The 22463-nt window shown below is 67.0% G+C and carries 19 protein-coding genes and 1 tRNA gene; 17 read left to right on the top strand and 3 right to left on the bottom strand.

Annotation, left to right across the window (positions count from 1 at the left end; translation table 11 throughout):
* Positions 1–54: 54 nt before the first annotated feature.
* From M3P36_RS07660 to M3P36_RS07650, 3 genes are read left to right on the top strand one after another with little or no spacing between them, the layout of a single operon-like run.
* Positions 55–777, top strand: a complete 723-nt coding sequence (locus M3P36_RS07660) for an AAA family ATPase (protein ID WP_249702660.1) — start codon at positions 55–57, stop codon at positions 775–777.
* 16 nt (positions 778–793) lie between these two features.
* Complete coding sequence (locus M3P36_RS07655; RefSeq protein ID WP_249702659.1) at positions 794–1363, top strand: hypothetical protein; 570 nt, start codon at positions 794–796, stop codon at positions 1361–1363.
* 16 nt (positions 1364–1379) lie between these two features.
* The gene (locus tag M3P36_RS07650) at positions 1380–2873 is read left to right on the top strand and encodes an SPOR domain-containing protein (RefSeq protein WP_249702658.1); all 1494 of its coding nucleotides are present in this window, start codon (positions 1380–1382) and stop codon (positions 2871–2873) included.
* A 15-nt stretch (positions 2874–2888) separates the two neighbouring features.
* Here M3P36_RS07650 and M3P36_RS07645 read toward each other — a convergent pair whose 3' ends face one another.
* Positions 2889–4118, bottom strand: a complete 1230-nt coding sequence (locus M3P36_RS07645) for a dihydroorotase (RefSeq protein WP_249702657.1) — start codon at positions 4116–4118, stop codon at positions 2889–2891.
* Positions 4115–5164, bottom strand: coding sequence for an aspartate carbamoyltransferase catalytic subunit (locus tag M3P36_RS07640; RefSeq protein ID WP_249702656.1), 1050 nt, complete (start codon positions 5162–5164; stop codon positions 4115–4117). Before M3P36_RS07640 ends, M3P36_RS07645 begins: the two co-directional genes overlap by 4 nt.
* 109 nt (positions 5165–5273) lie before the next feature.
* Between M3P36_RS07640 and sppA the strand changes: the two genes are divergently transcribed.
* From sppA to M3P36_RS07610, 6 genes are all read left to right on the top strand, one after another.
* On the top strand, positions 5274–7205 hold the full coding sequence (sppA, locus tag M3P36_RS07635) for a signal peptide peptidase SppA (RefSeq protein ID WP_249702655.1): 1932 nt from the start codon (positions 5274–5276) through the stop codon (positions 7203–7205).
* Between the two features lie 65 nt (positions 7206–7270).
* Positions 7271–7345, top strand: a tRNA-Val gene (locus M3P36_RS07630).
* A gap of 340 nt (positions 7346–7685) precedes the next feature.
* Positions 7686–7880 (top strand): YgaP family membrane protein, encoded by a 195-nt coding sequence (locus M3P36_RS07625; protein ID WP_249702654.1) that lies wholly within the window; start codon positions 7686–7688, stop codon positions 7878–7880.
* A gap of 60 nt (positions 7881–7940) precedes the next feature.
* On the top strand, positions 7941–9221 hold the full coding sequence (serS, locus tag M3P36_RS07620) for a serine--tRNA ligase (RefSeq protein WP_249702653.1): 1281 nt from the start codon (positions 7941–7943) through the stop codon (positions 9219–9221).
* A 10-nt stretch (positions 9222–9231) separates the two neighbouring features.
* The gene (gene surE, locus M3P36_RS07615; RefSeq protein ID WP_249702652.1) at positions 9232–9999 is read left to right on the top strand and encodes a 5'/3'-nucleotidase SurE; all 768 of its coding nucleotides are present in this window, start codon (positions 9232–9234) and stop codon (positions 9997–9999) included.
* On the top strand, positions 9999–11090 hold the full coding sequence (locus tag M3P36_RS07610) for a potassium channel family protein (protein WP_249702651.1): 1092 nt from the start codon (positions 9999–10001) through the stop codon (positions 11088–11090). Before surE ends, M3P36_RS07610 begins: the two co-directional genes overlap by 1 nt.
* On the opposite strand, the gene M3P36_RS07605 is transcribed toward M3P36_RS07610, so the two are convergent.
* Entirely contained in the window at positions 11087–11485 is a 399-nt protein-coding gene (locus M3P36_RS07605) for a DUF1761 domain-containing protein (protein ID WP_249702650.1), read from the bottom strand. The genes M3P36_RS07610 and M3P36_RS07605 overlap by 4 nt on opposite strands.
* A 73-nt stretch (positions 11486–11558) precedes the next feature.
* On the opposite strand from M3P36_RS07605, the gene rimO reads away from it, so the two are divergent.
* The 8 genes from rimO to M3P36_RS07565 all read left to right on the top strand — a co-directional run bounded on the left by rimO (position 11559) and on the right by M3P36_RS07565 (position 22368).
* Complete coding sequence (gene rimO / locus M3P36_RS07600) at positions 11559–12929, top strand: 30S ribosomal protein S12 methylthiotransferase RimO (protein WP_249702649.1); 1371 nt, start codon at positions 11559–11561, stop codon at positions 12927–12929.
* 397 nt (positions 12930–13326) lie between these two features.
* Positions 13327–13743 (top strand): secondary thiamine-phosphate synthase enzyme YjbQ, encoded by a 417-nt coding sequence (locus M3P36_RS07595; protein WP_249702648.1) that lies wholly within the window; start codon positions 13327–13329, stop codon positions 13741–13743.
* A 34-nt stretch (positions 13744–13777) separates the two neighbouring features.
* Positions 13778–14578: a transglutaminase-like domain-containing protein gene (locus M3P36_RS07590; RefSeq protein ID WP_249702647.1), complete on the top strand. Its 801-nt coding sequence runs from the start codon at positions 13778–13780 to the stop codon at positions 14576–14578.
* Positions 14579–14742: 164 nt separating this feature from the next.
* Positions 14743–16173 (top strand): glucose-6-phosphate dehydrogenase, encoded by a 1431-nt coding sequence (gene zwf, locus M3P36_RS07585; RefSeq protein ID WP_249702646.1) that lies wholly within the window; start codon positions 14743–14745, stop codon positions 16171–16173.
* Positions 16166–17983 (top strand): phosphogluconate dehydratase, encoded by a 1818-nt coding sequence (gene edd / locus M3P36_RS07580; RefSeq protein WP_249702645.1) that lies wholly within the window; start codon positions 16166–16168, stop codon positions 17981–17983. Before zwf ends, edd begins: the two co-directional genes overlap by 8 nt.
* A gap of 25 nt (positions 17984–18008) precedes the next feature.
* Positions 18009–18980: a glucokinase gene (gene glk / locus M3P36_RS07575; RefSeq protein WP_249702644.1), complete on the top strand. Its 972-nt coding sequence runs from the start codon at positions 18009–18011 to the stop codon at positions 18978–18980.
* Positions 18977–19600: a bifunctional 4-hydroxy-2-oxoglutarate aldolase/2-dehydro-3-deoxy-phosphogluconate aldolase gene (gene eda / locus M3P36_RS07570; RefSeq protein WP_249702643.1), complete on the top strand. Its 624-nt coding sequence runs from the start codon at positions 18977–18979 to the stop codon at positions 19598–19600. The genes glk and eda overlap by 4 nt, the downstream gene beginning before the upstream one ends.
* Positions 19597–22368 (top strand): phosphoenolpyruvate carboxylase, encoded by a 2772-nt coding sequence (locus tag M3P36_RS07565; protein ID WP_249702642.1) that lies wholly within the window; start codon positions 19597–19599, stop codon positions 22366–22368. The genes eda and M3P36_RS07565 overlap by 4 nt, the downstream gene beginning before the upstream one ends.
* Positions 22369–22463 lie beyond the last annotated feature (95 nt).

The following is a 22463-nucleotide window of genomic DNA, read 5'->3' as shown; positions in this document are numbered from 1 at the left end:
GTGAAGGACCGGAGTGCTCTCTCTGCCGGTTCGTTTTTCTAGGGGGATTGCGCCGTGCGCGTATTGGCATTGGCATCTCAAAAAGGCGGATCGGGCAAGACCACTCTTGCCGGACACCTGGCCGTGCAGGCGCAACGCGCCGGTGCCGGGCCGGTTGTGCTGATCGATATCGATCCTCAGGGTTCGCTGGCCGACTGGTGGAACGAACGCGAGGCGGACATGCCCGCTTTCGCCCAGACCACCGTGGCCCGGCTGGCCAACGATCTGGCCGTCCTGCGCCAGCAGGGCTTCAAACTGGCCGTGATCGACACCCCGCCCGCCATCACCATGGCGATCCAGTCGGTCATTGCCGTGGCCGAACTGATGGTCGTGCCCACCCGTCCCAGCCCGCATGACCTGCGCGCCGTGGGGGCCACGGTCGATCTGTGCGAAAGGGCCGGCAAGCCGCTGATTTTCGTGGTCAACGGTGCCACGCCCAAGGCCCGGATCACTTCGGAAGCCGCTGTCGCGCTGTCGCAGCACGGCACTGTTGCCCCCATCACCGTCCACCACCGCACCGATTTTGCCGCCTCGATGATCGATGGTCGCACGGTGATGGAAGTGGAGCCGGAAGGCCGCAGCGCCCAGGAAATCGTCGCCTTGTGGCACTATGTCGCCGACCGGCTGGAAAAGAACTTCCGTCGCACCGTGTTTGCCGCTCCGGGCTCGAAGATGGTCCAGGCCAACGGCATGCCGCGTCCGGCCCAGGGCGGCTTCGGTCGCCGGGTTGCGCAGTAGGATGTCCGGGCTGGCCATGAGCGATAGCAAGCCTGCCGCAGCCCCCAAGGGCATGGCGTCCCTCGGCCCGCTGCTGCTGGCCCGCAAGGGCACGGCCAAGCCCGCCATGCGCGCCCAGCTCGAAGCGAATGCGCGCGGCAACGCAGACCAGTTGATCGACGAACTCGACGAACTCGCTTCCAGCCAGGAAGATCTTGGCTGGAACGACATGGGTGAAAGTGACTTAGGTGTCGGAGAGACTCCGGTCGACGACCTTGCCCTGCCCGCCGCACCGGCCGAACCTGCCGTGCGCCGCCAGCAGGTGGACCTGCTGCATCGCATCGCCGATGCCAACCTGGCAGCATTCCAGGCTGCCGAGAATCACAACAGCAGCGCGTCGCCGGAAACGGGTCGCCGCGCCGCCTTCACCCTGCGGCTCGACGAGGAGCGCCACTTGCGGCTGCGCCTTGCCAGCACGGTGCAGGGCGAAAGCGCCCAGGCGCTGGTGACCCGGGCACTGGACAGCCTGCTGTCGCAGATGCCCGAAATCGAACAACTCGCCACGCAGGTGCGGCCACTCGGCCGTCGCGGCAAGACCAAAGCCTGAGGGAGGCTAACGCATCATGGACAAGGTAGAAATCAGCTTTCGCATGACTGGCCTGGCAGTTGGGACTGCCATGGCAGGCGTGCTGCTGGCAGGCTGCACGACCGCTGCCGCCCCCCGCGCAGACCTGAGCGCCGCCTCGGCTGAAACCGCCCTTGCCGAAGGCCGGACCGACCGCGCGGTTCGCCTGGCCGAACAGGCTGTCGAAGCCGATCCGCACAACGCCTCGCACCGCGCCCTCCTGGGCAAGGCCTATCTCGATGCCGGGCGCTTCGCTTCGGCGCAGGCCTCGTTCGACGATGCCATGGCGCTGGGCGACCTGAGCCCGCGCACGGCGCTCAGCCTCGCCCTGACGCTGACGGCACAGGCCAAGTACACCGAGGCGGCTGCCCTGCTGAATGACTGGGAAGGCCACATCGCCACCGCCGACCTGGGCCTGGCACTGGCCCTGTCCGGACAGCCGGAACGCGGCATCCACCTGATGTCGAACGCCATCCGCGGCGGCGACAACACGGTCAAGATGCGCCAGAACCTGGCCTATGCCTATGCCGTGGCCGGACGCTGGCGCGAATCGCGCGCCATGGCCGCAATGGACGTGCCGGCCGGCGAAGTCGGCAACCGGATGGAACAGTGGGCGGCGATGGCCAGCCCCGATGCCTACCAGTACCGCGTAGCGCGCCTGCTGGGCGTTCCGGCAGGAGTGTCCGATGGCGGCCAGCCGGTCCACCTGGCGCTCGGCAACACGCCGAACGTGAACCAGCTTGCTGCCGAGGCGACCGCCCTGGCTGCTGCTCCGGTGGTTGAAATGTCGGGTGAATTGCCCGCCGTTCCTGCTGCCCTTGCCAGCGCCACGCCGTTGATGGCCGTTCCGGTGCAGGCTGGCGAATTGCCTTCGGTCGGCGCGGCATCGCTCGCTCCGGCTACGTTCCAGCCGCGCGAGGCTGCCCGCCCCGCCAGCTTTGCCCAGGCCTTTGCGCCTGAAACCGGCGCCCCGGTCATGAACGACGCGCAGAGCTTTGCCGCGCCGACCCCGGTGGCTGCTGCAACGGCGGCACTCGCACCATCGACGGCCCTTGTTTCAGTTCCTGCCGCCGCGCCTTCGGGTCGCTATGCCCAGCCGCGGGTTGCGGGACAGGCTGCGGCGCGCGCAACCGCCGCGGCCACTCCCGCTGCAGCTCCGGCCGGCCGCACTGCACCTGTCACCGATGGCTCGCACCTTGTGCAGCTCGGCAGCTTCTCCAGCGAGCAGGCTGCACGCCGCGCCTGGGGCATCTATGTCGCCCGCTATCCCGAGCTGGCAGACCACGAAATGGTCATCACCCAGGCAAACGTGCGCGGTCGCCACTATTTCCGCGTTTCGGCCGGCGGGTTCGACCGCACGGCCAGCCGCTCGATGTGTGGCCGGGTCAATTCGACCAGCAGCGATGGGTGCATCTCGTGGGCGGCGGCCAGCCCGTTGCCGGGCGCCCTGCCCGCACGTGCCGATAACGGCACGCGCCTCGCCCGCCGCTGAACCTCGCGACTTGTCCTAGCGTGAAATCCGCACGCCGCCCTTCCACAGGGCGGTGACGCGGCCCTGTGCGGGCTGGCGATCGAACGGCGTGTTGCCCGCCTGGGCTTCCATCCGCGCAGAATCGATAATCCACGGCCGCTCTGGATCGACCAGCGCAACATCGGCCTCCATCCCTGCCGCCAGTTCGCCCGCCGCCACGCCCAGCAGCCGGGCGGGATTGCGGGCGACCAGGTCGAAGGCACGGGGCAGGTCGGTCACGCCGTCCCTGACCAGCGTCAGCACCATGGCGAGCAGCGTCTCTGCCCCGGCCATGCCCGGCGCGGCATCGGCGAAGGGCAGGTTCTTGTCTTCCGGCCCGCGCGGATCGTGGCCGCTGGAAATGACATCGATCGTGCCATCGCCAATCGCCGCAATCACCGCCTGCCGGTCATCCTCCGATCGCAAGGGCGGCGAAAGGCGGGCGAATGTACGGAATTCGGCCAGGGCGAGGTCCGACAACATGAAATGCGCCGGAGTCACTCCTGCGGTAACCGCCAGCCCGCGTGCCTTGGCTGCTCGCACCAAGTCGAGCGCGGCGCGTGTGGTCACTTGCCTGAGGTGCAGGCGGGCACCCGCCAGCTCGGCCAGGGCGATATCGCGGGCCACTGCCAGCGCTTCGGCTTCGGCAGGTGCGCTCGGCAGGCCCAGCCGCGTAGCCATCTCGCCCGCCGTAGCTGCCGCCTTGCCAGCCAGCCAGCCATCCTCGGCATGGGTCACCACGACCATGTCGAGCATCGCGGCATATTGCAGCAGCCGCAGCATCACGCCCGAATCGGCGATCCACCCGCGCCCGGTGGCAATGGCCCGCGCCCCTGCATCGCGCATCATCGCGATCTCGGCCAGTTGCTGCCCCGCCAGGCCCACCGTCGCGCCCGCCAGCGGGTGAACCCAGAAATCGGGCTTGCCGCTCTGCGCCGCAAACCGCACGCTGCCCGGATGATCGAGCGGCGGCGAGCTGTCGGGCATCAGCCCGGCGCGGGTGATGCCGCCGAAATGGAACGCAGGCTTATCGATGGCGAAGACGCCGAAATCGACCAGGCCGGGGGTGACGAGCTGGCCTTTGGCCTCGATGACCTCGTCGCCATCGGCCACATCGCCGCCGACCGAAGCGATCGCGCCGTCAGCCAGCCTCAGGGTGCCTTCGACCAGCCCTGCGGGTGTCACCAGCCTGCCGCCGGTAATCGCAATGGCGCGCTGTTGTTTCATACCCACTCACCTGCACTATCTTTGGCACCCCAGCCGGGGATGCGGCGCGCTTTCCGCGTCAGAACGTCGAGGCAGGCCATGCGGATCGCCACGCCCATCTCGACCTGGCTGGTGATGATCGAGCGGCCGGGCATGTCGGCCACATCACTGTCGATCTCGACCCCGCGGTTCATCGGACCGGGGTGCATGACGATGGCATCGGGCGCCGCCAGCGCAAGACGCTTGGACGTCAGCCCGTAAAGGTGGCGATACTCGCGCGGGGACGGGATGAACTGGCCGTCCATCCGCTCATTCTGCAGGCGCAGCATCATCACCACGTCGGCCCCGGCCAGTGCAGCATCGAAGTGGTGGAACACCTCCACCCCCATGGCCTCGATCCCCAGCGGCATCAGGGCAGGCGGCGCGCAGACCCGCACCGTGGCGCCCAACGCCTGGAGGCACAGGACATTGGAGCGCGCCACGCGGCTGTGCAGCACATCGCCGCAGATCGTCACAGTGCGCCCCACCATCATCCCGTCGCTGCTGGCCTCGCCGCGCTCCCGCAGGGCATGGCGCAGGGCCAGGGCATCGAGCAGGGCCTGGGTGGGGTGTTCGTGCTGGCCGTCGCCCGCGTTGAGCACCGGGCAATCGACCTTGTCGGCGATCAGCCCGACCGCGCCGCTCGATCCGTGGCGGATCACCAGCGCATCGGCGCGCATGGCGTTGAGGGTTTTTGCCGTATCGATCAGCGTCTCGCCCTTCTTCACGCTCGATTGCGCAGCATGCATGTTGACCACGTCGGCGCCCAACCGCTTGCCGGCGATTTCGAAGCTCAACAGCGTGCGGGTGGAGTTTTCGAAGAAGGCGTTGATGATCGTCAGCCCGGCCAGGGCATCGGCGTGTTTGGCCGGCTGGCGGTTGAAGGCGACCCAGGGTTCGGCCTCCTCCAGCAGGTAGAGGATCTCGTGCGTGGCCAGCGCGCCGATGGCGATCAGGTCACGATGCGGGAAGGCCCGCCCGCCCGCCGGAAAGCGGGTGTGCGAAGAGGGTGTTTGTGCCGATGTCATTAAAGGCAAGGCCCTAGTCGAGCCATGTCGCGCACTCAAGCGCTTTCAGCTTTAACATGTGCCACTTCGTCCCTAGCTTGCGGCGCATGACATCGAACGGGATTGCGACATGAGTTTTGCGGGCAAGGTCTGGCGGCTGCTGGTGGGCATCAAGGACGGGCTCGCCCTCCTGTTCCTGCTGTTGTTCTTTGGCCTTCTGTTCGCGGCCCTGAGCGGGCGGCCCAGCCCGGCGCAGGTGCGCGAAGGCGCGCTGCTGATCGATCTTGACGGATCCATCGTGGAGGAAGTGGCGGCAGTCGATCCGTTCGGCGCGCTCCTCTCCGGCACCCTGCCCACCCGCGAATATGCCGCGCGTGACATGGCCCAGGCGATCGACCGGGCCGCGACCGACGACCGCATCAAGGCCATCGCGCTGGACCTCACCATGTTCACCGGCGGACCTGCCGTATCGGTACGCGAAGTGGCCGAGGCGCTGGGCCGGTTCCGCGGCGCGGACAAGCCGATCCTGGCCTATGGCGTGGCCTATTCCGACGATGCCGTGATGCTGGCTGCCCAGGCGAGCGAAGTCTGGGTCGATCCGCTGGGCGGCGTCGCCGTGCGCGGGCCGGGCGGCTCGATCCTGTTCTATGGCGAGGCGCTGGAACGTTATGGCATTAACGCCCACGTCTACCAGGTTGGCACCTACAAGGGCACGGGCGAACCCTATTCCAATTCTGCCATGTCGCCCGAAATGCGCGAGAACCTGGAAACCTACACCGGGCAGCTGTGGGACGAATACCGCGCGCAGGTAATCCAGGCGCGGCCCGATGCAGATCTTGATGCTGCCACCACGGGCCTCATCGAAACGCTGGCGGCCAATGGCGGGGACATGGCCCAGGCCGCGCTCGCCACGGGCCTTGCCGACAGGATCGGCACTTATGACGAGTGGAGCGCAGCAGTGGCCGAACTGGCAGGCGAAGACGAGTGGAGCAACCTGCCCGGCGCCTTCGCCTCGACCGACCTCGACACTTTCATCGCCGCCACGCGGGACGATAATCGCGGCGGCAGCGGGCTGCGCAGCCTGAGCGGCGGCGGCAACAAGACCATTGGCGTCATCACCATTGCCGGCGAGATCAGCGACGGGAACGCCGGACCCGGCAGCGCCGGTGCGGCCCGCATCACGAAGCTGCTGGAAGACGCGCTCGACGATGACCTGGCGGCACTGGTCGTCCGCATCGATTCGCCCGGCGGCACGGTGACAGGGTCGGAATCGATCCGCCGCGCCGTAATGCGCTTCCGCGACAAGGACATCCCGGTGGTGGTCTCGATGGGCAACTATGCGGCCAGCGGCGGCTACTGGATCGCCACGGCCGGCCAGCGGATTTTCGCCGAGCCCGAAACGCTCACCGGGTCCATCGGCGTGATCCTGGTGGTCCCCAGTTTCGAGGAGATCATGGCCGAATATGGGGTGAATTCCGAAAGCATCCGCACCACGCCGCTATCGGGCCAGCCCGATATTCTCGGCGGCTTTACGCCCGAGACCGAGGCCCTGCTGCAGAACGAGACCGAGGCGATCTATGGCAGGTTCGTGGGCCTGGTGGCCGAAGCTCGCAACATCACCCCTGCCCGCGCCGACGAGCTGGCGCAGGGCCGCGTCTGGACCGGCGGTTCGGCCCGGCAACTGGGGCTGGTGGACCAGTTCGGCGGGCTCGACGCCGCGCTCGAATGGGCGGCGCAGGAAGCCGGACTGGAAGAGGGCAAGTGGAACGAACGCTTCCTCACCAGCCCGCCCGATCCCTTTGCCGCCATGCTGGCAGGAGCACTCGGCGGACAGGCCAGGGACCGGCCGCAGGGGCTGGTCAGCATGTCCAGCCTGTTCGCCCGGCAAGAACAGCAGGTGGCCGCCCGCGTGCTGGCCGATCTCGACCGCCTGATGGCCGCGCCCGGCGTCCAGGCCCTGTGCCTCGGCTGCGCGCCGGAGACTGCCGTGGCCCTGCCCGCCGCGCGCAGGGGCGTTACACCGTGGTGGAGCAGCCTCGCCGCACGCTTTTTGGCACATTGACGGCTTGTCATTCGCGCGCCACCATGGCAATGGCGCGCCCCTGTCCGGACCACTGGTCCGCCGACGGGCGCGTAGCTCAGTGGTAGAGCACACCCTTCACACGGGTGGGGTCGCAGGTTCAATCCCTGCCGCGCCCACCAGTTTCGACTGGAGAAAACCATCCGGGGGATGGATTTCCGTCGAAACTCCCGAGCGATAGCGAAGGGGCGCTCTCTCTCCTGAAGAACTGTGGGTTGCGGGCGCGCGTTTGCGCTTGCGGGCCTTTGGCCCGTTCCAGCCCATCAATGATCCGCTGAACGTTCGGCGACCAGCCGAACCAAAGGGCAACCGCCCGCCCGCAGGTGCCCCGCAACGTAGTGGAGGGAACAGCACCGAGGACCGAAAGCCCGGATGGGCTTTCGGAAGGCAAGAGAACCTTGTCCCATGTCAATGCCACCACTCCCCTCCCGGCCCAAAACACCGGCACAAGGAGATTGCACCATGTTCACCACCAATGTCGGCAGCACCGACCGCCTCTTGCGCATCGTCGTCGGCCTAGTCCTGATCGCGCTGGTATTCGTCGGGCCGCAGACCCCTTGGGGCTGGCTGGGTATCATTCCGCTCGCCACCGGGTTCCTGCGCACCTGCCCCGCCTATTCGCTGCTGGGCGTCAACACCTGCAAGGCGAAGAAGTAGCGGCTGCTATCTTCGGTCGGGCTGGACAATATGGGGGGCCCGAGGGCATAGCCCGCCCCCATGCATGATATCCGCCTGATCCGCGAGAACCCCGCCGCCTTCGACGCCGCCTTGGCCAAGCGCGGGCTCGACCCGCTGGCCGCCAGCCTTGTCGCCATGGACGAGGAGCGCCGCGCGCTGTCCACCCGGCTGCAGGACCTGCAGGGCCGCCGCAACGAGGCATCCAAACTGATCGGCCAGGCCATGGCCCAGGGCGACAAGGACCGGGCCGAGGCGCTGAAGGCCGAAGTCGCCACCATCAAGACCGACATGCCCGCGCTGGAAGAAGACGAGCGCAAGGCAGGCAAGGCGCTGGACGATCTGCTCGCCGCCATCCCCAACCTGCCCGCCGACGATGTGCCCGAAGGGGCGGACGAAGCGGACAATGTCGAAGTGGGTCACTGGGGCACGCAACGCAGCTTCGACTTCCCGCCAATGGAGCACGCCGACATCGGCCCGCTGCTCGGCATGGAATTCGATACGGGCGCGAAAATGAGCGGCGCGCGCTTCACTTTCCTGCGCGGCCAGATGGCCCGGCTAAACCGGGCGCTGGGGCAGTTCATGCTCGACATGCAGACAGGGCAGAACGGCTATGTCGAGTGCGCCCCGCCGCTGCTGGTGAAAGACGAGGCGGTCTATGGCACCAACCAGTTGCCGAAGTTTGCCGAGGACCTGTTCCAGACCACGAGCGGTCACTGGCTGATCCCCACCGCCGAAGTCTCCCTCACCAATTCGGTGCGCGAACAGATCATCGACGACCTCTCGCGGCCCTTGCGCCTCACCGCGCTCACCCCCTGTTTCCGCAGCGAGGCGGGCGCGGCGGGGCGCGATACGCGGGGGTTCATCCGCCAGCACCAGTTCGACAAGGTGGAGCTGGTCTCGATCTGCCGCGAGGAGGACTGGCAGGCAGAACATGACCATATGGTCACCAGCGCGGAATCCATCCTCCAGGCGCTCGGCCTGCCCTATCGCCGCGTGCTGCTGTGCACCGGCGACATGGGCTTCGGCGCGAAAATGACTTACGACCTCGAAGTCTGGCTGCCCGGCCAGGGTGCCTACCGCGAGATCAGCTCGATCAGCTGGTGCGGCGATTTCCAGGCGCGGCGCATGGCGGCGCGCTACCGGCCAGAGGGCGGGAAAGGCACGGCTTTCGTCCATACGCTGAACGGCTCGGGACTCGCGGTCGGGCGCACGCTGGTGGCCGTGCTGGAGAACTATCAGCAGGCCGATGGCTCGATCGAAGTGCCCGCCGTGCTCGCTCCCTATATGGGCGGGCTGGATCGCCTGATGCCTGCCGCGTGACCACAAGCTGATGCGCATCCTCCTCACCAACGATGACGGCATCCACGCGCCGGGCTTCGCGCTGCTGGAGGAAATCGCGCATCGCCTGTCGGATGATGTCTGGGTCTGCGCCCCGGCAGAGGAGCAATCGGGCGCGGGGCATTCGCTGACACTGCATATGCCGGTGCGCTTGCTGGACCATGGCGACAAGCGTTTCTCCGTAACCGGCACGCCGACCGATGCGGTTAACCTGGCGCTGCGCAAGCTGTTCCCCGACGGGAAGCCCGACCTCGTCATCTCCGGCATCAATGCCGGCGAGAACCTGGGCGACGATATTACCTATTCCGGCACCATTTCCGCCGCGATGGAAGCCGCGCTGGCGGGCATTCCGGCCATTGCGCTGAGCCAGGCGCAGCGCGTGCCGGGCCGCATCGGCGGTGCGCGGTTCGATGCCGCGGCAGGATGGGCCGAGCGCGTGCTCGCTCCGCTGACCGATGTCCGCATGGCCAAACGCACGCTGGTCAACGTCAACTTCCCCGATGTCCCCGCCGCCGAGGTCAAAGGCGTGCGCGTGGTCCGGCAGGGGTTCCACGATTACGATCGCGGCAGCCTGGTCGAAGGGACCGATCCGCGCGGGCGCAAGTACTACTGGTTCGGGCTGGAGGAGATGGAGCACACGCTGGATCACGGAACCGATCTGGAAGCCGTGGCCGATGGCTATGTTGCCGTCACGCCTCTGCAGCTCGACTTCACCCACCATTCCGCCATCGGCCTGCTGGCCGAGAGGTTCGCCACCTGATGAAGCCAAGCCGCAAGTTCACCCCCCTGCGGCGACAGGTGAGGATACCGGTCTGGGGCGACCTGGGCCTCAGGCTCGGCTTTGCCCTGTTGTTGATCCTGATGGTGATCATGATCCATTGGTTCCACCGCGACGGACTGATCGATCATCACGATGGCCATGTCAGCTTCCTCGACGTGGTCTATTTCACGATGATCTCGATCACCACGACGGGGTTTGGCGACATCGCGCCGATCAGCAATTCGGCGCGGTTCGTGGAGGCGGTGATCGTCACCCCGGTGCGGATCGCGGTGCTCTTCATTTTTGTTGGCGCCGCATACTCGTTCCTTATCAAGAGAAGCTGGGAGAAGTTCCGCATGGCTCGCATCCAAAAGAACCTGACCGGCCACATCGTGGTGCTCGGCTTCGGCGTATCGGGCTCGGAAGCCGTGCGCGAGCTGATCGAGCGCGGGGCCGATCCCACGTCCATCGTGGTCATGGACCCGGGCGAGGACCGCCTGCGCCTGGCCGAGGAGCTGGGCTGCAACGTGATCGCCGCCGATGCTTCGCGCGATGAAAGTCTTGAAGCCGTGCGCATCGCCGAGGCGGCCAGCGTGCTGGTGTCGGCCGGGCGCGATGACAGCTCGATCCTGATCGTGCTGACCGTGCGCCACCTCGCCCCCAAGGTGCCGATCAGCGTTGTGGTGCGCGCGGCCGACAACGAGATCCTGGCGCGGCAGGCGGGGGCGGACAATGTGATCAACCCGGTTCGCTTTACCGGCCTGCTGCTGGCCGGCAGCGCGCAGGGGGCGCACATCTCCGATTACCTCGCCGACCTCGCCAGCGTGACGGGCCGGGTCCAACTGGTCGAACGGGTGGTTTCGCCCCAGGAAGTCGGCCGCCCGCTGAGCGAGCTGGTCTCCGGCGGCAAAGGCCTGCGCATCTACCGCCAGGGCACCGCCTTCGGCTATTGGGAGAACGAGGCGACGATCCTGATGGACGGCGACATCGTGGTGGAAATCCTGCCTACCGAACCCAACGGCAACGGTAATGGCAAGGGCAACGGTAATGGCAAGGGCAATGGCGGCAACGGCAAACGTCCGAAAGCCTAACCCAGCGCCACGAAGACCCCGCCCATCGCCACCATGCCAACAATGAAGTGCCCGGCATCAATCGCGAACAGCTTGAGCGACTTGCGCTGGTAGAGGTAGTTGATGCCCACCGCGGGCGTCATCAGGAATGCCCCGAAGCCGAAGGCGAACATCATTACCACGTGCGGCGCCGGGCTGGTCCGGGCGATGAGGTGGGCCAGCATCCAGGCCACCACCAGTTCCAGCACGAAGCAGGCGGCAAAGATCAGCTGCATGTTCGATGCCCGCAACTGCGCGTCCGACAGGCCGACCTCGCGCTGCCATGCCTTGCCGAACAGTGCGCCATACCACACCGCGCCAACCACGAAGAACGCTAGGGCGCCCAGCACCACCGCCAGCCAGTTCACCGGACCCATAATCGCCTCCCCTTCGCCTTGAGCCTGCGGATACTAGCCTATCGCCGCTATCGCGTGTAGGGGCCGCTGCATCATGGCAACCCTTATTCCCGACCAGAAGCGCGTGGGCCTCGTCAGCCTTGGCTGTCCCAAGGCCCTGGTCGATTCCGAACGCATCCTCACCGCGCTCAGGGCCGATGGCTATGCCATATCGCCCGACTATGCGGGGGCCGACGTGGTGCTGGTCAACACCTGCGGCTTCCTCGACAGCGCCAAGGAGGAGAGCCTTGAGGCGATCGGCGAGGCCATTGCCGAGAACGGCCGCGTGATCGTGACCGGCTGCATGGGCGAGGAGGCGGACCTCATCCGCGCCCGCTTCCCCCAGGTCCTCGCCATCACCGGCGCGCACCAGTACGAGGACGTAGTGAAAGCCGTCCACGCCGCCGCGCCGCCGACGCAAGGGCCGTTCGTGGATCTGACGCTGGGTGACGTAAAGCTGACCCCGCGCCATTACAGCTACCTCAAGATTTCCGAAGGCTGCAACCACGCCTGCTCGTTCTGCATCATCCCGGACCTGCGCGGCAAGCTGGCCAGCCGCCGGATCGATGCCGTGCTGCGCGAGGCGGAAAAGCTCGTCGCCGCCGGTACGCGCGAACTGCTGGTTATCAGCCAGGATACCAGCGCATACGGCGTCGATACCCGGCACGAGGAGCGCATGTGGAAGGGCCATCCGGTGCGCGCCCACATGACCGACCTTGCCCGCGAACTGGGCCAGTTGAAGACGCCGCAGGGTGACACGCCGTGGGTCCGCCTGCACTACGTTTATCCCTATCCGCACGTCGATGCGGTGATCCCGCTGATGGCCGAGGGCCTGCTGACGCCCTATCTCGACATTCCGTTCCAGCACGCCAGCCCCAAGGTGCTGAAGGCAATGAAGCGCCCCGCGAACGAGGCCAAGGTGCTCGAACGCCTGAAGAACTGGCGCGACATCTGCCCCGATATCGCCGTGCGCTCCAGCTTCGTGGTCGGCTTTCCGGGCGAGACCGAGGACGATTTCAAATACCTGCTCGACTGGCTGGAAGAAGCGCAACTTGACCGCGTGGGCGCTTTCCGGTTCGAACCGGTCGAAGGCGCGCGGGCCAATGCGCTGCCCGACCATGTGCCCGACGCGGTGAAGGAAGAACGCTACGCCCGGATCATGGAAGTGACCGAGCGGATCAGCACGGCCAAGCTCGCCACCAAGGTGGGCCGCACGCTGCCGGTGATCATCGATGAAGTAGGCGAGCCCGACGAGGATGGCGACATCGGCGCCACCGGCCGCAGCCAGGCCGACGCGCCGGAGATCGATGGCGCAGTCTTCCTGCGCAACGTGCCCGCCAGCCTTGCGCCGGGCGACTTCGTGAACGTGGAGATCGAGGATTCCGACGCGCACGACCTTTACGGGGTGATCACCGGACAAAGGTGACACAAGTGACAGGGTGTCACTTTCGTTTTTCGCCGCATATTGCTGTTATGCATTGAAAAATGTCCTCGCGGACAAAGTGACACCGCCCCGGGAGACTCGCGCAATTCCCGCGCACGGGCGCTTGCGTGGTGGTGGAGGATCGACGGTGTGAAAGAGCCGCCTTGCGGTTGAGCACAGGGCTGCGCCTGTAGGAAAGCACCGATCCCCCTCCCGCCTGCGCGAGGGGCGCGAGACTTGCCGAACCGCAGGTGAGGCCCAGTCGCAGCGGGGTGGGCGCGGTACTGCGTCGGTGGGCCGTTCCGGCTCATTCCCACCCCCAACCCCTCCCGCAAGCGGGAGGGGAGAAGTGAGGCCAATCCCTCGCCTCATCGCCCTTCCCCCGCTACAACTTGCACCCATGCACCAGCACCAGACCCAGCTCACCATCCGCACGCCCGGCAAGGCGCTGGTCGAGTTCACCCATGACGTGGCCCATTGGATCGCCGCGACGGGCATCGACACCGGCCTTGTCACCCTGTTCTGCCGCCACACCTCGGCCAGCCTGCTGATCAACGAGAACGCCGCGCCCGCCGTCCAGCGCGACCTGCTGCGCTGGCTTGATCGCCTCGCACCGGAAAATGCGGGGTACGAACATGATGACGAGGGGCCGGATGACATGCCTGCCCACCTGCGCGCCGCGCTGACCGGAGTCTCGCTGCAGGTTCCGGTGGCGGGCGGGTGCATGGTGCTGGGCACCTGGCAGGGCATTTACCTGGCCGAACATCGCGCAATGCCGCATAACAGGCAGGTTGTGGTGCATCTGGTCGGCGAGTAGGAACGCCTCATCATCTCACCCATTGGAGCGGAACATGCCTCTCGACATTTCCGCCCGCTTCACCTTCTGGCTCGACCGGCCAACCGATGTGCTGCTGCATTTCGAAGCCGCCATGCTGCCCGAACAGACGGTGCTGTCCGCCAATACGATCCTGTCACCCGCGCTCCACATGGCCCGCGTGCCCGCCACCGACATGATCGGCGAGCGGATCCTGCTGCGGGCGGAAGGTGCCTTTGCGGTCAATTACCGCGCCCAGGTGGAGGTGAAGCGGCAACTGGCCGATGTCGCCACACTGGCCGCGCTGGAACCGCATGAACTGCCCGGCGCCGTGGTCGGCTACCTGTTCGATTCGCGCTATTGCCAGGCGGACAAGCTGCAGAGCTTCGTCACCACGCGGTTCGGGGGCGAGGAAGGCGGCGCGCGGATCGCCCTGATGCGCGACTGGATCGCCGCCGAGATCGCCTATGAGGGCGGCTGCAGCACGGCCGAAACCACCGCGCTCGACACTTTCGTGGAGCGGCGCGGGGTATGCCGCGATTTCGCCCATGTGATGATCGCCTTCGCCCGCGCCAGCGCCATCCCGGCGCGCTATGTCTCGTGCTTCTCGCCCGGCGTGGAGCCGCCCGATTTCCACGCCGTGGCCGAGGTCTTCCTGGCCGATCCCGCCACGCCGGGCGGCGGGGCGTGGTACATGGTCGATGCCACCGGCATGGCCGATCCTGCCACCACCGCCAAGATCGGCGTGGGCCACGATGCCGCCGATGTCAGCTTCATGACCGTGTTCGGCGAGGCCGACTATGGCGACCACGAAGTGCGGGTTTCCCACAGCAGCTAGGGTGCGCCGGAAAGCTCGCCCTTTTCAGTGGCGGGCATGGCTGTTAACGTTCCCAAGGATTTTCGGTGGGGTAAGGGGTCGCAATTGCCAAGGCCCCTATTGCAGCGCAACATAAACGGGGGGATAACATAGGCTATGCAGATCAGGCAGCACGAGGGAATGGAATGACAGGCAAGGCCCACACGCTGCTGCTGTTCGGTGCCACGGGAGACCTGTCGCGCCGCATGCTGCTGCCCAGCCTCTGCGCGCTCCATGCCGAGAAACTGGTACCCGAAGACCTGCGCATCGTCGGCACGGCGCGGTCGGAAATGACCGATGCCGAGTTCCGCAACTTCGCCCGCGATGCGCTGGAGAAGTTCCTGCCGGCCGAACGCCGCGGCGGCATGGCCGATTTCCTCAACCGCCTGAGCTACCAGCAGCTCGACGTGACGGACCCCAAGGGCTTCGCCCAGCTGGCCGAGAAAGCCGGGCCGGGCGATGACCTGGCGATATTCCTTTCCACCGCGCCCAGCCTGTTCAAGCCCACCATCGAAGGGCTCGCCTCGGCGGGCCTGGCGGGCGAAGGCGCGCGGATCAGCCTGGAAAAGCCCCTGGGCAGCGACCTCGCCAGTTCTGCCGCGATCAACGATGCGGTCGCCATCGCCTTTCCCGAAGACCGCATTTTCCGCATCGATCACTACCTGGGCAAGGAGACGGTGCAGAACCTGCTCGCCCTGCGCTTTGCCAACATCATGTTCGAGCCGCTGTGGCGCAGCCAGTATATCGACCATGTCCAGATCACCGTGGCCGAGACCGTGGGCCTGGAAAGCCGGGTCGATTTCTATGACGATGCCGGCGCGCTGCGCGACATGGTGCAGAACCACATGCTGCAACTGGTGGCCATGGTGGCGATGGAGCCGCCGGGCAGCTTCTCCGCCAATGCCGTGCGCGACGAGAAGGTGAAAGTGCTGCGCGCCCTGCGGCCGGTCTCTGCCGAGGAGATAGTCACCGGCCAGTATCGCGGCGGCGCCTCCACCGGGAAGATCGTGCCCGGCTATGACGAGGAACTGGGCCGCGACAGCGACACTGAGACCTTCGTCGCGCTGAAGGCCCATGTCGATAACTGGCGCTGGCGCGGGGTGCCGTTTTACCTCCGCACCGGCAAGCGCCTGCAGAAGCGCGTGACCGAGATTATCGTCCAGTTCCGTTCCGTCCCCCACTCGATCTTCCCCGGCGCGCGGATGAAGGCCAACCGGCTGGTCATCGGCATCCAGCCCGAGGAAAACATCTCGCTGTCGCTGATGGCCAAGGTGCCCGGTATCGACCAGCAGGGCATGGTCCTGCGCTCGGTCCCGCTGGACATCGCCATGCCCGATGCCTTTTCCGGCAAGTTCAAGCGCATCGCCTATGAGCGGCTGCTGCTCGACCTGATCGAAGGCGACCAGACGCTGTTCGTGCGGCGCGACGAGGTCGAGGCGCAGTGGCAATGGATCGATGCCATCCGCGAGACGTTCAGCAAGGATGCGATCACCCCCAAGACCTATGCCGCCGGAAGCTGGGGCCCGAGCGCCGCGATCGCCCTGGCCGAACGCGACGGAGTAAGCTGGCATGAGTAACCTCCACCCCGCCCTGCAACGCGTGACCGACCGCGTCATCGAACGCTCGCGCGCCAGCCGCGCCGCCTACCTGTCGCTGATGGCCGAGGAGGCCGACCGCCACCGGGACCGCAATTCCGCCCTGCCCTGCTCCAACCTCGCCCACGGTTTTGCCGCGGCGGAAGAGGACAAGGCCTCTATCGCCACCCGCGCTGGACCCAACATCGGCATCATCAGCGCCTACAACGACACGATTTCGGCCCATCAGCCCTATGGCCAGTATCCGCCGCGCCTTAAGGTCTATGCGCGCGAAGTGGGCGCCACGGCGCAGGTGGCAGGCGCCACCCCCGCCATGTGCGACGGGGTGACGCAAGGCGCGGACGGCATGGAACTGTCGCTGTTCAGCCGCGACGTGATCGCACTGGCCGCCGGTGTTGGCCTGTCGCACCACATGTATGACAGCGTCGCCCTGCTCGGCATCTGCGACAAGATCGTGCCCGGCCTGCTGATGGGCGCGCTGCGGTTCGGCTGGCTGCCAGCGATGTTCGTGCCATCGGGCCCGATGGCCACCGGCATCCCCAACAAGGAAAAGCAGCGCGTCCGCCAGCTCTATGCCGAAGGCAAGGTGGGACGCGCCGAACTGCTGGAGAGCGAGAGCAAGAGCTATCATTCCGCGGGCACCTGCACCTTCTATGGCACGGCCAATTCCAACCAGATGATGATGGAGCTGATGGGCCTGCACATGCCGGGCGCGGCCTTCATCGCCCCCGGTTCGCCCCTGCGGCAGGAACTTGACCGCGCCGCCATGCACCGGCTGGCCGCCATCACCCGCGAAGGCAACGACTACCGCCCGCTCTATCGCTGTGTCGATGAAAAGGCAGTGATCAACGCCGCTGTCGGCCTGCTCGCGACCGGCGGATCGACCAACCACGCCATCCACATCCCCGCCTTTGCCCGGGCAGCCGGGATCGTGATCGACTGGACCGACATGGCGGAATTGAGCCACGCCGTGCCGCTGCTCGCCCGGGTCTATCCCAATGGTGCGGGCGACGTGAACCACTTCCATGCTGCGGGCGGGATCGGCTTCGTGGTGCGCGAATTGCTCGCCGCCGGCCTCGCCCATGCCGACGTGCTGACCGTGGCCGGAACAGATGGCCTCAACGACTATGCGCGAGAGCCATGGCTCGACCAGGGCACGCTCGCATGGCGCGACCTTGACGCCAGCGGCGATGCCGACATGCTGCGTGGCGTGGCCGACCCGTTCCAGGCCGATGGCGGGATGCGGCTGGTGGAAGGCAACCTCGGCCGCGCCTGCTTCAAGACCAGCGCGGTCACCCCCGACCGCTGGACGATAGAGGCTCCATGCCGCATTTTCAGCGAGCAACACGATGTGGCGAAGGCCTTTGCCGCAGGCGAGCTTGAGCGCGACGTGGTGGTGGTCATGCGCTTCCAGGGCCCGCGCGCCAACGGCATGCCCGAACTCCACGCGCTCACCCCGGTCCTCGGCGTGCTGCAGGACCGCGGCTATCGCGTGGCACTGTTGACAGACGGCCGGATGAGCGGCGCGAGCGGCAAGGTGCCCGCCGCAATCCACTGTTCGCCCGAGGCGCTGGGCGGCGGCCCGCTGTCTCTCCTGCGCGATGGCGACATGGTGCGCCTCTGCGCCACGACCGGCTCGCTCTCCACCGATGCGGATCTTTCCTCCCGCACCCCGGCAGAGGCCCCGCCACCCGCCAGCGGCACGGGCCGCGAGATTTTTGCCATGTTCCGGCTGGGCGCGGACGAAGCAGAGAAAGGCGGCAGCGCGATGCTGGCGGCGGCTGGGCTGTGATCCTCCCCGAACCGGGGAGGATGTGATGGACCTCGTCACTGTCGATATCGGCGGCACCCATGCCCGCTTTGCACTGGCCACCATCGGCGCGGACGGCGCGATAGAACTGGACGAGCCGGTCACTCTCCACACCGAGGATCACGCCAGCTTCCAGACCGCGTGGGAGGAATTCCGAACCCGCGCCGGCGGCGAGCTGCCTGATAAGGTGGCCATTGCCATTGCCGGGCCGGTCGGCGGCGAGGTCATCCGCTTCACCAACAACCCCTGGATCATCCGCCCCGCCCTGATCGGCGAGAAACTTGGCGCTTCGGCCTATACCCTGGTCAACGACTTCGAGGCCATCGGCCATGCCGTTGCCGCCGCTGCCGACGACAGCTTCCTGCACCTCGCCGGGCCGGACAGGCCGCTGCCCGAAAAGGGCGTGATCAGCGTGCTCGGCCCCGGCACCGGGCTCGGCGTTGCCTGGCTCAGGCGCGATGGCAAGGGATTCGCCCATGTCCAGGCAACCGAGGGGGGACACGTCGATTTTGCCCCGCTCGATCCCATCGAGGACGCCATTCTCCTGCGCCTGAGGAAGGCCCACCTGCGCGTTTCGGCAGAACGGGTCGTATCCGGCCCGGCAATCGTCGAAATCTACCACACCCTTGCCGCGATGGAGGGCCGCGCGGTCCACAGTCAAGACGACGTGGCGATCTGGACCGCCGCGATGGACGGCAGCGACAGCCTCGCCGCCGCCGCGATGGATCGCTTCTGCCTCAGTCTCGGCTCTGTGGCAGGCGATACGGCCCTGTCCCAGGGGGCGAGCGGCGTGGTGATCGCGGGCGGGCTCGGCTATCGCCTGCGCGACCTGCTGCCCAAATCGGGCTTTGCCGAGCGGTTCCGCGCCAAGGGCCGGTTCGAAGCCATGATGGCCGATATCCCCGTGAAACTCATCACCCATCCCCAGCCCGGCCTGTTCGGCGCGGCGGCTGCTTTCAAGGCGGAGCATTGCTCATGAACGCGATAGAGAAAATCATGCGCACCGCGCCGGTCATCCCCGTGCTGGTGGTGGAGGATGCTGGCGAGGCGCGCGAGATTGCCGAGGCGCTGGTCGAAGGCGGGCTGAAAGTGCTCGAAGTCACCCTGCGCACCGAACAGGCGCTGCACGTGATCCGGCGGATGAACCTGGTGAAAGGCGCCATCGTGGGCGCGGGCACGGTGACCAACAAGGACCAGCTCGATGCGGCCATGGCGGCAGGCGCGGAATTCATCGTCTCGCCCGGCCTGACAGAACCACTCACCCGCGCCGCGCAGAAAGTGGGCGTGCCGTTCCTGCCGGGCGTGGCGACCGCAGGCGACATCATGCGCGGGATGGACATGGGGCTGGAGCAGTTCAAGTTCTTCCCCGCCACGGCGGCAGGCGGCCTGCCTGCGCTGAAGGCCCTGGCCGCGCCGTTCTTCGGGGCGAAGTTCTGCCCCACCGGCGGGATCACCGCTGCCAATGCCCCCGAATGGCTGGCGCACAAACAGGTGCTCTGCGTGGGTGGAAGCTGGATCGTGCCGCCGGGTGCGAAGCCTGAGGCCATCCGCGCGCTGGCGGCAGAAGCGGCACCGCTGGGAGGCTCGGGCGCAGCATGAGGTCGGTCGCCGACCTCCACGCCCGCCTGCAGGAGCACCACCGGCGCACCGCCGAAACACCGCTGTTCAACCCCGTCTTCCAGCTCTCGCTCGACCTGTCGCGCCTGATCGAGAAGGGCGAGCTGTCGCTGGATGACTGCGCCGCGATGATCGGCGACCTTGAAGCCACGGCCCTTGGCGCGCGGGCACAAAGGCTGCGCCACCTGGTCGAGCCTGTGGGGACCAGCGCCAATTGCGAGGCCTTGCAGGCCTGTTTCACCGAAAGCGACTACCCCGCCTTCGCCGCGCGCTGGCAGCGCCCGCAACTGCACGCCGTGTTTACCGCGCACCCCACCTTCCTGCTGACCCCGGCAGAGACCGCCGCCGTGGCCTCTGCTGCCTCGACCGGCGACGGGATCGACCGCGACACGCTGGCAGGCGAACGCCCGCAAATTACCCTGGCCCACGAACATGCCGAGGCGATGAAGGCCATCGCCCATGCGCAAGGCGCGCGCGACGTGCTGGTGCGCGCGCTGTTGTCCCATGCAGCCGCCAAATGGCCCGATGAATGGCACGCGCTGCAACCGCTGCCGTTCCGCTTTGCCTCGTGGGTCGGCTACGACATGGACGGGCGAACCGATATCACCTGGTCGGCCTCCATCGGCTTCCGGCTGGCGGAAAAGGCCGAGCGGCTGGCGCTCTATGCCCGCCAGCTTGCCGCGATCGATCCGGCCCACCGCCTGCTGCGCGAACTGAAGCCCGCCGCCGACTATGCTGCCGACCGCGCCGCCGATTTCGCCGCCGACCTGACCGATCCTGCCGCCCTGTCGGTGGCCGCCAACCGCCTGACCGCGCGCGATCCGCGCAAGCTCCTTTCGTTGAAGTCCTATATCGACGCGCTAGAAGCCGAGGCTGCCGCGACTGACACTGCCCGCGCGGTCGAGCTGAAAACACTGGCCGCCGCGATGCGCGCCGACGGGCTCGGCATGGGGTGGATCCACTTCCGGGTGAACGCCAAGCAGCTTGGCAACGCCATCCGCCGCAAGCTCGACCCGGAAGGCGGGATCGACTTGTCCAGCAAGGGCGCCATCGTCCACCTGCGCCGAGCGATAGAGGAGCTGGCTCCGCACCGCTCCAACTTTGCCGCCCTCGCCATCGAGAGCAGCACGGCAATCCGCCAGTTCCTCGCCATGGCGCAAATCCTCCACCACGTGGATGGCGATGCGCCGATCCGCATGCTGATCGCCGAATGCGAGGAGCCCGCCACGATCCTCGCCGCGCTCTATTTCGCGCGCCTGTTCGGCATTGCCGACAAGGTCGATATCTCGCCCTTGTTCGAAACCGAAAGCGCGCTGGAGCACGGCGGGCGGTTCCTCGACGAGCTGCTGGCCGAGCCGATCTATACCGATTACGCCAAGGTGCGCGGGCGCGTGGCGATCCAGACCGGCTTTTCCGATGCCGGGCGCTTTGTCGGCCAGCTTCCCGCCAGTTTGGCCATCGAACGCCTGCAGGGACGGCTGGCCGAGGCGATGGCGAAGAACGGCCTGACCGACCTCGCCGCGCTGGTATTCAACACCCACGGCGAATCGATGGGCCGCGGCGCGCACCCGTCCAGCCTGGACGACCGGCTGGCCTGGCCATTGAGCCCCTGGTCGCGGCGGCGCTTTGCCAGGGCGGGCATCGCGCTGGAGCCAGAAGTCAGTTTCCAGGGCGGCGACGGCTACCTGTGGTTCGCCACGCCGGACCTTGCCCTTGCCACCCTCACCCGCATTGCCGAACTGGCCCCTGCCGCCGCCGATCCCGATGCTCCGAAGGACGTGTTCTACCAGCGGACGGACCTCAGCCTCGATTTCTACCGCGCGATCCGCGATTACCAGCATGAGCATCTTGAAAGCCGGACCTATGCCCGCGCAGTGACAGCCTTCGGGCTCGGCATGCTCAATTCCACCGGCAGCCGGGTGAGCCGGCGGCAGAGCGACGTTTCCGCCGACCGCGAGATGAGCCTGCGCCAGATCCGCGCCATCCCGCACAATGCCGTGCTCCAGCAACTGGGTTATCCGGTCAACGTGATCGCCGGGGTCGGCCATGCGGCGGAAGGCAATTACGAGGAAGTGGCCGCCATGCTTGAGGGCAGCGAGCGCGGGCGGCAATTGCTGCGGCTGGTGCGCGCCGCCAATGCCCTGGCTTCGGTCAAGACGGTGGCCGCCTATGGCGAACTGTTCAATTCCGCCTACTGGGCCAGCCGTCCCTATCGCGGCATGGAAAGCCACCTTGCGGGGGCCTGCGAATACCTGGCCGAATATCTCGTCAAGGATGACCGGGTGGGCGTGTTCCGCCGCCTCGCCAGCCGCTTGCGGGTCGATGCGCTGAAGCTCCACCGCCTGCTGGCGCTGGTGCCTGCCGAGGAACCTGCCGAACACGGCGAGGACCTGCGCCGCACCATCGGCGTGTTGCAGGCGCTGCGGCTGGCCCTGCTGCAGCACATGTTCATCCGCGCTGTCAGCGTGCCAGCCTTCAGCCGCGCCAACGATGTGAGCCGCGACGATGTGCTGGAGATGGTCTTCACGCTCAGGATCGACGAGGCCTTGGCCCAGCTCCGCCGCGCCTATCCCACCAGCTTCCCGCAGATCACCGATTTCAGCCTGGACGAGCCGACCGATTACCCGGAAGGCGAGGACCACGGCTATGCCGCCATCCGCCGCGATTTCATCGACCCGATCGAGGCGGCCCACGGCCTCAGCCTGCGGGTGACCACGGCCATCGCCAACATTTTCGGCGCGCACGGCTGAACACGATTTGGGCCGTTAATCGCACCCCCGACCTGCGTCCAATTTCGGGACTGGTCCCGCTCAACACTTGGCTTGGCGCGCAAGATGCCGCATTT

Source organism: Altererythrobacter sp. KTW20L (genome assembly GCF_023501975.1).
Taxonomy (GTDB): Bacteria; Pseudomonadota; Alphaproteobacteria; order Sphingomonadales; family Sphingomonadaceae; genus Alteraurantiacibacter.
The sequence above is the reverse complement of the archived record's forward strand: the minus strand, read 5'-3'. Positions and strand labels throughout refer to the sequence as shown.